At 74.9% G+C, this 10,363-nt stretch carries 8 protein-coding genes; 7 read left to right on the top strand and 1 reads right to left on the bottom strand.

Annotated features, from left to right (window positions below; genetic code table 11):
- Positions 1-4: 4 nt before the first annotated feature.
- On the bottom strand, positions 5-463 hold the full coding sequence (locus tag ABT070_RS28560; protein WP_351764746.1) for a helix-turn-helix domain-containing protein: 459 nt from the start codon (positions 461-463) through the stop codon (positions 5-7).
- 221 nt (positions 464-684) lie between these two features.
- Between ABT070_RS28560 and ABT070_RS28565 the strand changes: the two genes are divergently transcribed.
- The 7 genes from ABT070_RS28565 (at position 685) to ABT070_RS28595 (ending at position 10,209) form a co-directional block, all read left to right on the top strand.
- Positions 685-2,712, top strand: a complete 2,028-nt coding sequence (locus tag ABT070_RS28565; protein WP_351764747.1) for an AfsR/SARP family transcriptional regulator — start codon at positions 685-687, stop codon at positions 2,710-2,712.
- Between the two features lie 186 nt (positions 2,713-2,898).
- Entirely contained in the window at positions 2,899-4,002 is a 1,104-nt protein-coding gene (locus ABT070_RS28570) for a radical SAM protein (protein ID WP_351764748.1), read from the top strand.
- Between the two features lie 311 nt (positions 4,003-4,313).
- A complete protein-coding gene (locus ABT070_RS28575) occupies positions 4,314-5,045 on the top strand; it encodes an iron-containing redox enzyme family protein (protein ID WP_351764749.1) in 732 nt (243 codons plus the stop codon).
- Complete coding sequence (locus ABT070_RS28580; RefSeq protein WP_351764750.1) at positions 5,042-5,266, top strand: aroma-sacti cluster domain-containing protein; 225 nt, start codon at positions 5,042-5,044, stop codon at positions 5,264-5,266. The genes ABT070_RS28575 and ABT070_RS28580 overlap by 4 nt, the downstream gene beginning before the upstream one ends.
- A 42-nt stretch (positions 5,267-5,308) precedes the next feature.
- On the top strand, positions 5,309-8,800 hold the full coding sequence (locus ABT070_RS28585) for an adenylate/guanylate cyclase domain-containing protein (protein ID WP_351764751.1): 3,492 nt from the start codon (positions 5,309-5,311) through the stop codon (positions 8,798-8,800).
- On the top strand, positions 8,801-9,646 hold the full coding sequence (locus ABT070_RS28590; protein WP_351764752.1) for a S8 family peptidase: 846 nt from the start codon (positions 8,801-8,803) through the stop codon (positions 9,644-9,646). It begins immediately after the preceding gene.
- Entirely contained in the window at positions 9,643-10,209 is a 567-nt protein-coding gene (locus tag ABT070_RS28595) for a GAF domain-containing protein (protein WP_351764753.1), read from the top strand. The genes ABT070_RS28590 and ABT070_RS28595 overlap by 4 nt, the downstream gene beginning before the upstream one ends.
- Positions 10,210-10,363 lie beyond the last annotated feature (154 nt).

Consider the following 10,363-nt stretch of genomic DNA (forward strand, 5'->3'; position numbering starts at 1 on the left):
GCGGTTACGGGTCTCCGAAGCCCGCGGCGTTCTCGCGGCGGGCGATGACGTCGATCATGTCGCTGATCGTGCCGACGCCCTCGGGCGAGAGATTGACGGCGCGCAGCGCGACGCTGCGCACCTCGGCGTCGCGCAGGGCGCCGAGCAGCTCCAGTTCCCGCGCGATGGCGGCGCCCTGCTCGTCGTCGAAGAAGTAGACGACGGGCACGTCGAAGAACTGTGCCAGGGCTTCCAGATGACGCTTGGTGGGATTGCCGCGGCGTCCGGTCCGCAACTGCCAGAGATAGGTGGCGGAGAAGCTCTCGCCCGTCGCCTCGCGACAGGCGCGGGCGACCTCCTCGTGGCTGTACTGCTCGCGGTCGGGTCGGCGCACGACCCGGAACAGCGCGTCGATCCGGTCCGCCAGTGTCGCGTCGGACGACGACGCGCCGGGCGATGCCGCCCGGGCCTCGGTGTCGCCCATCACGTGCCCTCCGTCCCGTCGGGGTCACAGCAGTCGGGCAGTTCGCGTTTCCGTTCATCTTAGCTGACACCCCTTCGGACGGGGAGACGCCGAGAGGTACCGCTTCGGTACGCAGCGTGGCCGATAGTGGATGTTCTCAGCGTTCGCGATGGTCTGATATACGTCAATCGACTCCGGTCATTCATCTCAGCTCATGACTGCATCTGAAGGGTGGACCGGACATGGCCGAACCCCCGTGCACCGGCTTACGGTTCTCCGTCCTCGGCCCGCTCTCCGCGGCGGCTCCGGAGACGACCGGCATGATCGCTCTGCCGCTCGGACCGCTCAAACAGCGCCTGCTGCTGGCCATGTTGCTCTGCCGCACCCGTACTCCGGTGTCGCTCGACCTGCTCACCGAGACCCTGTGGGACGGCGAACCGCCGCGCACCGCACGCAAGAACATCCAGGTGTACGTCTCCGCGCTGCGCAGACTCCTGGACTCGGTGGGAGCCGGCGACCGGCTGGTCCACCAGCCGGGGGGCTATCAACTCCGTGTCGGAGAGGAGGAGTTGGACAGCCTGCGCTTCCAGCGGCTGGTCCGTGCCGCGCGGGAGTCCGCGCGCCAGGGCGCCGACGCTCCCGCCTCCCGGATGCTGCGGGAGGCGCTCGCCCTGCGGCGCGGACCGGCCCTGCACGAACTGCACCGCTCACCCGCGTTACGGGCCGAGGCGCAGCTCCTCGACGCCCGTCACCTCCAGGCGTACGAGGACTGGGCGGAGGCCGAACTGCGACTGGGCCGACCCCATGAGGTCGCCGAGACGATCGGCGAGCTGGCCGAGAAACACCCGGAACGGGAACGGCTGCGGGCCGCGCAGATGAACGCCCTCTTCAGCCAGGGCAGACAGTCCGAGGCCCTCGCCGTCCACGAGTCGGTGCGCCAACTCCTCGCCGCCGAGTACGGGCTGCAGCCGAGCCCGGCACTCGAGGCGCTGTACCGCTCCATGCTCTCCGGCGGCCGGGGCCGGTCCCGAGGCGGCCCGCTCGCGCAGACCGCCAACGGACCGGAGCCCGCCGCGGGCCGCGGACTGGGCACCCTCCTTCCGCCGGACCTGCCGGACTTCACCGGTCGCCGAGAACAACTCGAAGCCTTGGTAAGCCAGTTGACCGGGGACGAGGACGCCCCGTGCCCCGCCGACGCGGCAGGTACGGAAGCGGCGGAAGCGGTGGCCCACGGCACCGGCCTCCCGTCCGCCGGAAGCGCCCCGCACGGTCAGGCCCGCCCATACGCTCCGGACCCCACGGACACCACCGGCGCCGGCCGGCGGCTGATCGTGCTGAGCGGGCCGGTCGGGACCGGCAAGACCGCCCTCGCCGTCCACGCCGCCCACCGCCTCGCCCGGCGGTTCCCGGACGGACGCGTACTGATAGCGATGCGGGACGCGGCGGGCCGGCCGCGCCCGCTGGAATCGGTCCTGGCCGAACTCCGCGAACTGGCCGGACTCACGGATGCTCCGGGCGCCCCGGGAACCGCGGGCGCCCAGGACCCGGGGCGGTGCGCCGCCGCCTGGCGGACCTGGCTCGCCCGGCGCAGGGTGCTGCTCGTGCTGGACGGCTGCGCCGACGAATCCCGCGTACGGCCGCTCGTCCCGGACAGCGGAGCCAGCACCGTGCTGGTCACCGCCAGGTCCCCGCTGGCCGGCCTGACCTCCGCCGAGCGCCTCGAACTCACGGCGTTCGACGCCGCGGACAGCCTGCGGCTGCTCGGCAGGATCGTCGGCCCCGCCCGGCTGGACGTCGGCCGCGAGGCCGCGGAACGCATCGTCGTCGCCATCGGGATGCTGCCGCTCGCCGTGCGGGTGTGCGGGCTGAAACTCGCCGTGCGGCGCAACCTGTCGCTGGAGGAGTACGCGAGACGACTGGCCGACAGCGCCGTGGTGCTCGACGAGCTCGTGGCCGGCGACATGGACGTACGCCCCTGGCTGGCCTGCGGCTGGCGGGACCTGTGTCCGGCGGACCGGTCCGCGCTGCGCCTGCTGGCGGACCTTCCGGAAGGGCCCTTCACCCTCGCCCGGGCGGCCGTACGACTCACGCAGGGACAGCACGAGGCACGCCGCCGACTGGAGTCCCTCCTGGACGCCGGAGCCGTCCTCGCCCCGGCGGACGAGGTCACCGCGCACACCGCGCTGTACGAACTGCCCCGGCTGGTCCGGCTGTTCGTCCGGGAGCAGACAGTGCGGGAACTGACGTCGGCACCCCGGGCGACGGCCTGACGGCTACCGAGCGACGGCCTGACGACACCCCGAGCCACGGCCTGCGGCTTCCCGGTCACGCTCCGGGCGCCCGAACGCTCCGCCGTGCGACCTGGCGATTTACCGAAACCCAACCGCTTCGGTCCGCGTGGTCAACCGCTCCCGCCCACACTGCCGGGGAGACCGTCGAGGGAGGTCGAACGCGCCGTGGAACTCGCCGAGTTGATGTCCCTGCGCCCCGTCCCCGCCGCAGGGCTGCTGCTCACCGTCACCGGACGGTGTCCGCTGCGCTGCGCGCACTGCTCCACCGCCTCGACCCTGGCCTCGGCCGAGACCGACGCCGGCCTGCTCCAGAGGTTCGTCGGCTCGTTCACGCAGGACGCCCACCCCGCGGTGCTCATGCTGACCGGCGGCGAACCGCTGCTGCGTCCCGGCACGGTCGCCGCACTCGCCACCCGGGCCAGGGCCACCGGGACCCGCTCCGCCCTGCTCACGGGGGCGTTCTTCGCGGCCCGCGCCACCGGCTCCGCCCTGTGGCGCCCGTCCCGGGCGGTCGCGCGGGCCGTCACCGCCGTCGACCACTTCTCCGTGAGCGTCGACGCCTTCCACGAACGCGAGGTCCCACGGGCCGCCGCCTTCGCGGCCGTACGGTACGCCCTCGACGCGGGCATCGCCTCCAGCCTGCACCTGGTCGGGAACGGTCCCGACGACCCCTACCTCGAGGACGTGACGGCCGACGCCCGCCGGACCTTCGGCGACCGCGTCCCCATGCTGGTCAACACGGTGCGCCCGGTGGGGCGGGCGGCGTCCTGGGCGGCGGCGAAGACACAGGCCAGGCCCGGCCCGCGCGGGGTGCTGCCGTGCGCCATGGCGGCATGGCCCGTCGTCGCGGGCGACGGCACCGTCCTCGCCTGCTGCAACCAGGACGTGGTGGACCGCCGTCCCGCCCCGGAACACCTGCGGGTCGGCCACATCGCCCAGGACGACTGGGCCGCCGTCAGCGGACGGGTGCGGTCGGCGCCCGTGCTGCGGATGATCAGGGCCGTGGGGCCGCTCCATCTGCGGGACCGCTTCGGCACGGCCGGCGAGGAGACGGGACCGCGCCCCGGCTACTGCGCCGGCTGCCGCGCCCTGCCCGAGCACCCCGAGGTGCTCGCCGCCGCCGGGCGGACGGGCGCGGGGGCGGCGGGCGCCCTGCTCGACCTGGACGCGACGCGCCGGCAGGTGGAGGCGGGCCCGGTGGAATTCGTCAGACGCCACGGCTCGTCCGCACACGCGGAGCTGGTCGCCCTGCCGGGGACACCGCCATGAGCACCGACACCTCGGGGAGATCCATGACACCGGCCACCTCGGCGGGACCTGTGGGGCCTGCCACCTTCGGGGGACCTGTGGCGGCCGCCGTCTCCGGGGGACCCGTAGCACCTGCCGCCTTCGCGGGACCCGTGGGGCCTGCGGCCTCCGGGGGCCCCGTGGCAGCCGCCACCTCCACGGGACCCGTGGCGGCCGCTACCTCAGGGGGACCGGTGGCAGCCGTTACCTCAGGGGGACCTGTGGCACCTGCCGCCTCCGGGGGCCCCGTAGCACCTGCCACCTCCGCGGGACCCGCGGCACCCGGTGCGCCAGTGGACCTGCCCGAGCAGCCCGTGGTGATCGGAGCGGCGGGCATCGCCCTGCGTGCCCGGCTCGCCCTCACCGCGTCGGCGGTGAACGCGCCCGGCGCCCGGCTGTGGCGGGCCGAGGGGCTGCCCTCGCGCTACGCCGAGTACCTGGCGGTGATGCACGGCGTGGTGCGTGCCTCGGTCCCGCTGATGGAGCGGGCCGCCGCGCGCTGCGGGGATCTCGGCCCGCACGACCCGGTCGCCGTGCCGCTGGAACGGTATCTGCGCACGCACATCGAGGAGGAGCGCGACCACGACGACTGGCTGCTCGCCGACCTGCGGGCGCTGGGCGCCGACGCGGGGGCCGTGGTCGCCGAGCAGCCCTCGCCGGCGGTGGCCCGGCTGACGGGCGCCGCCTACTACTGGGTGGAGCACCACCACCCCGTCGCCCTGCTCGGCTACATCGCCGTACTCGAGGCCAACGCGCCCGCCCCCTGGCTGGCGGAGCGGATCGCCGCCGCCGGAGTACCGCGGAACGCGCTGCGGACGGTCCGGGAGCACGCCGTGCTGGACGACGGCCACACCCACGCGCTCTTCGCCCTGCTCGACGCGCTGCCCCTGACACCCGTCCTACGGCGCGCCGTCACCACGAGCGCCCTGCACACCGTGGACGGCCTCGTCGCACTGCTCACCCGCATCGGACGGGCGCCGCACCGCCCACACCACCGCACCAGGGGAGGGAGACACCCGTCATGACCGACCGCATCGAGGGAACCACGGGGTCCGGCGACGACACGCTCGACGTCCTGGAGGAGCACGGCTTCGGCGTCGACGCGCTCACTGAGGAACAGCGCCAGGTGCTGAAGGACCTCAGCACGGAGGAACTGGACCTGATCCTCGACATCAAGCACCGGCTCGACGAGGCGGGGCCGGAAGTACAGGCGCACAGCGAGATCGCCGGCGGGGCGCTCTTCTGACCCGATTCCGTGGCGGCGCGTCACGGACGAGAGGAGCCGGCCATGCCGTGTGCCACCTGCGACGGGGCGCTGCCCCCGGAGGCGCGGTTCTGCCCGTTCTGCGGGACGGCCGTCGGATCCGCCGGCGCGCCGGCCGTCGAGGAACGCAAGGTCGTCACCGTCGTCTTCTGCGACATGGTGGGCTCCACCGCCCTGTCCGGCGTACTGGACCCCGAGACCCTGCGGAGCGTGGTCCTGCGGTACTTCGACCGGATGCGGGCGCCGCTGGAGCGACACGGCGGGACGGTGGAGAAGTTCATCGGGGACGCCGTCATGGCGGTGTTCGGGGTCCCCGTGACACACGAGGACGACGCCCGCCGCGCGCTGGCGGCGACACTCGCCATGCTGGACGCCGTACGGGAACTCAACGAGACCGAGCTGCACCCCGCCCTGGGCATCAGGCTCGGTGTGCGCATCGGCGTCAACACCGGCTCGGCCGTGACCAGTACGGACGTCTCCACGCGCCAGGCGCTGGTGGCAGGCGAGACGGTCAACGTCGCCGCACGGCTGGAGCAGCACGCCGCGGAGGGCGAGGTGCTGATCGGTCCCGAGACGCGCCGTGCGGCCGGGCCCGCGGCCCGCACCGAACCCGTCGGCCCCCTGAGCCTGAAGGGGAAGGCCGCGCCCGTGACCGCGTACCGTCTGCTGGGCCTCGTCGAGGACGATCCGGAACTCTCGCGCCGCTTCGACGTGCCCTTCGTCGGACGGACCCGTGAACTGGCCACCCTGGAGCGGGCCCTGGCCGACGCCGTGGACGGGCGCGAGGGTCCGCGTCTGCTGTTCCTGCACGGCGAGGCCGGGATGGGCAAGACCCGCCTCGTCCACGAGTGGCGCCGCACGACGGTCACGGCCTGCGCCCACGGCTCGGGCCGCGCGCGCCCCTACGGCGAGCAGGGCAGCCTCACCCCGCTGGCCGACGCGCTGCGGCAACTGCTTCCGCAGTACCCCGAGGTGGCCGAGCCGTCCGGCGGCCTTCCGCCGGACGAGTACGCCGAGGTCCGGCAGGCCCTCGCGGTGCTGGCGGGCGGACTGTTGGAGGACGGCACGCCCAGCCCCTCGGCGGACGACACGTGTGCGGCGGTCCGTGATCTGCTCGCCGTGCTCGCGCGGATCCGGCCCTTCGTGCTGATGGTCGACGACGGTCAGTGGGCCGGCGACCTGCTGCTCGACATGCTCGGCACGCTGGCCGAGGAACTCGGCTCGGCCGCCGCGCTGTTCGTGTGCGCGGCCCGTCCCGAGCTCTTCGAGCGCCGTCCCGGGCGGGGCGGCGGCCGGCCGGTGTCCCGGTCGCTGCCGTTGCCCGGGCTGACCGCCGAGGAGGCGGGCGCCGTGGCCGCCGCGCTCGTCGAGGCGAGGGTGGACCGGAGCGGCGGGGACGCGGACACCGGGTTCGGCGGCGGCGTGCCGGCCCAGGTGCTGGAGGCGGCCGGCGGCAACCCGCTCCACCTGGAACATCTGCTCGCGGCACTCACCGACCACGAAGCCGACGACCGAGCAGACCACGAAGCCGACGACCGAGCAGGCCTCGGAGCGGGTCTCGGAGCGGGTCTCGGAGGCGGCCACCGGGCCGAGCACGCGCCGGACGGCGTGGGCGGGCTGCCGACCACCCTCCAGGCCCTGCTCGGCGCCCGGATCGGCGCGCTGGGCCGGCTGGAGCGCGCGACCCTCGACCTGGCGGCCGTGGTGGGGCGGGAGTTCACCGTGGACGACGTGGTGGCCCTCGCCGCGCGCGACAGCGAGAGCGCGCCCGGGGGAGCGCTGCACACCGCGGGGGCGGCGGCCGGGGAACAGTCGTTGCGCGGCCGGATCGACGCCGCCGTCGAACGGCTGGGCCGCCACCGCCTGGTCGACGCGGCGGATCAGTCCGGCGGCACGGTCCCGGGCCGCCGGTTCAGCAGCGGAGTGGTGCACGAGATCACCTACCAGTCCATGGCGAAGCGGGCGCGGGCCGAGCGGCACGAGCGGATCGCCCTCCTGCTCGCGGGACGCCTGCCGGAACCGGAGGCACGAGGTGAGGGCCGTGCGGTGGAGGCGGGCGCGGCGGTGGCCGGCCACCTGGAGAACGCCTACCGCTACCGGGCCGAACTCGGCATCGCCGACGCCCGCACCGACGCACTGCGGCGCTCCGCCGTGCGCCGCCTTCTCGACTGCGGCGCCCAGGCGCTGGCCCGTTCGGACCTCGCCTGGGCCGGCGGCCTGCTGGGCCGCGCCCTGGAGGCGGCGGGACCGGGCGAACCCGAGTGGACGGCAGCCGCCCGCGGGCTCGGCGAGGTCCGCCTCGCCACCGGCCACACCGACGAGGGCCGGGCCCTGCTGGAAGCTGTCCTGGAGCAGGACGGCGACGCGCCGAGCCGGGCCCGGGAAGAGACGGACGACCAGGACACACCGGCGCGGGACGCGGTGGGAGACGGTTCCCCCGCGGCGGAACCGCCGGGCGTGTCCGTGCACGCCGGCGCCCCCGTCGCCCGGCCGGACGTCGAGGCCGCCCATGCCCGGCTGGCCCTGGCCGTCGTGTCGCCGGCGTCCGCGGGCGGCAGCCCCGCGGAGGTCGCCGCACGGACGATGGCCGTCTTCGAGCGGGCCGGTGACGAACTCGGACAGGCCAGGGCATGCCTGCGGCTGGCGCAGGAGCGGCAGCTCCAGGGCCGGCACACCGCCGCCGACGGACTGCTGACCCGGGGCCTCGGACACGCCGAGCGGTCGGGTGCAGAACCGGAACGGGCACGGGCGCTGGGCGCCATCGGGATCTCCCTGTGGCGCGGCCCCGAGCCGGTACCGCGGGCCGTCGCCCGCGGCCGCGACCTGCTCTCCCGGCACGGCGAGCGGCGCCCCACCGTCCGGCTCACCCTGAACTGCCCGCTGGCGGTGCTGCTCGCCCTCCAGGAACGGCAGGAGGAGGCGCACGCCTGTCTCGCGCGGGCACGACGGCTCGCCGACGGGCTCGGCTACGCCGAAGGCGCGGTGGCACTGCCCCTGTTCGAGGCCGCGGTCGAGACCCTCGCGGGCCGTCCCGAACGGGCCCTCGCCCTGCTGGACGAGGCCGACGCCGCCGGGCGGGCGCTGCGGGCCGACGGACTGCTGGGCGCCGTCGCCCGCGAGTCGGCCCGGCTGCTCCTGGACGCGGGCCGCACCGACGAAGCCGCCGCACGGCTGGCCCCCACCACCGCGACGGCGAGCCCGGCCGGTGCCGACGCCGCCGACCAGGACGGCCTGCTCGCGCGGATCGCGGTGCTGCGAGGACGGACCGACGAGGCACAGCTACTCGCGGAGCGGGCCGTGCACACGGCCGCCCGCACGGACTCGCCCGTCGTCCTGGCGACCGCCTGGCTCGACCGTTCCGAGGTCCTGCACCGGGCGGGCCGCCGTCCGCAGGCCCTCGCCGCGGCCACCCGTGCCGTCCGACGCTTCGAGGCGAAAGGGCACCTGCCCGGCGCGCGCCGGGCGGCGGAACTCCACCTGCGCCTGACCCGACCCCCGACTGCGAAAGGCCGCTGAATGGACACGGCGAGAACGGCGACGCGCCGCCCCGACCTGGTGTGGAGCCTGCGCGGCAAGCGCCCGCAGGACATCGGGGTGACCGCCGACGGCGAACGCCCCGCACCCGCCTGGGACTGGCGGGACGCACGTGGCCGGGGGATCCGCGTGTGCGTCGTGGACTCCGGGGTGGAGGACGGCCATCCCCTGATCGGCCGGGTGGACGGCGCCTGGACCGTGGTGAAGGACGAACACGGGACACGGGTGGAGGAGACGGACGCCACCGACGGCTGCGGTCACGGCACGGCCTGCGCCGGCATCATCCGGCGGACCGCACCCGAGTGCGAGCTGTACAGCGTGCAGGTGCTCGGCAGGACCTTCGGCGGAACGGGCGACGTGCTGCTGGCGGGCCTGCGCTTCGCGATCCACGAGGGCTTCGACGTGATCAACCTCAGTCTGTCCACCACGCGCGTCCGGTTCATGGAGGAACTGCGGGCCCTGGCGGACGAGGCGTACTTCCGCCGCACCGTGATCGTCGCCTCCGCCCACAACACCCAGGTGGAGAGCTTCCCCTGGAGGTTCGCCTCGGTGATCTCGGTCGGCAGTCACGCGGAGGCGGACCCGGAGATGCACCTGTACAACCCGCGGCCCCCGGTGGAGTTCTTCGCCCCGGGCCAGAACGTCGAGGTCGCCTGGCTCGGCGGGACGACCATCCGCACCACCGGCAACAGCTTCGCGACCCCGTACGTGACCGGGCTGTGCGCCCGGGTCCTGTCCAGGCACCGCAGACTGACGAGCTTTCAGCTCAAGAACGCGCTCTATCTGTCCTCGGCCAACGTACAGATCGGCATGAGAGGTGCCTCGTGAACGTCAACAGTGCTGAGAACGATCCGCTCTCCCAGGAACTGCTCCGGTCCGTGGTCGACGTGGCACGGGCCATCTTCGGCGCTGCCGCCAGCTCGGTGTTCCTGCTGGACGAGGAGCGGCACGAGCTCGTCTTCCAGGCGGTCTCGGGACAGGGTGAGGACATGCTGGTGGGGCGGCGATTCCCCGCGTCGACCGGGATCGCCGGCTGGGTGGCGCTGTCCGGCGAGCCCATGATCGTGGACGACCTGACCCGCAGCGCCGCCTTCGACCGGGACCTGGCCGAGTCCACCGCGTACGTCCCCGACGCGCTCATGGCCGCTCCGCTCACCCACGGCGACCGGGTCCTGGGAGTGCTGGAGGTGCTCGACCCCGCGCCCCAGTCCAGATCGAGCCTCGACGAACTGGACCTGCTGGCCCTGTTCGCCCGGCAGGCGTCGGTGGGGCTGCGGGTGCTCGCCGACCGCCGGCACCAGGCGGACGGCCCCGCCCTCGGCCGCGACGACCTGGCAGCGGCCCTGCGCATGGCCGAGGACCTGCGGCGGCTGCTGGAGACATCGGCCTGAGCGCCACGACGAGAACCGCGGGGCGGGGGGAGGGCCGGCCCCCGGGTTTGGGGCCCGGGGGCGGGTGCAGGCGGGCGCGCCCGGACGCGCCCGGGGGGGCGCGCCCCCGGCGCGGGGGCCCGCCGGGGCGCGCAGGGACCCCCGCCGGCCCCCA

This window comes from Streptomyces sp. NPDC002884 (genome assembly GCF_040295245.1).
Taxonomy (GTDB): Bacteria; Actinomycetota; Actinomycetes; order Streptomycetales; family Streptomycetaceae; genus Streptomyces.

Bases quoted from the DNA above. Each gene is read 5' to 3' on its own strand.
- ABT070_RS28560 (WP_351764746.1), bottom strand. From the start codon at position 463: ATGGGCGACACCGAGGCCCGGGCGGCATCGCCCGGCGCGTCGTCGTCC.
- ABT070_RS28565 (WP_351764747.1), top strand. From the start codon at position 685: ATGGCCGAACCCCCGTGCACCGGCTTACGGTTCTCCGTCCTCGGCCCG.
- ABT070_RS28580 (WP_351764750.1), top strand. From the start codon at position 5,042: ATGACCGACCGCATCGAGGGAACCACGGGGTCCGGCGACGACACGCTC.
- ABT070_RS28585 (WP_351764751.1), top strand. From the start codon at position 5,309: ATGCCGTGTGCCACCTGCGACGGGGCGCTGCCCCCGGAGGCGCGGTTC.
- ABT070_RS28590 (WP_351764752.1), top strand. From the start codon at position 8,801: ATGGACACGGCGAGAACGGCGACGCGCCGCCCCGACCTGGTGTGGAGC.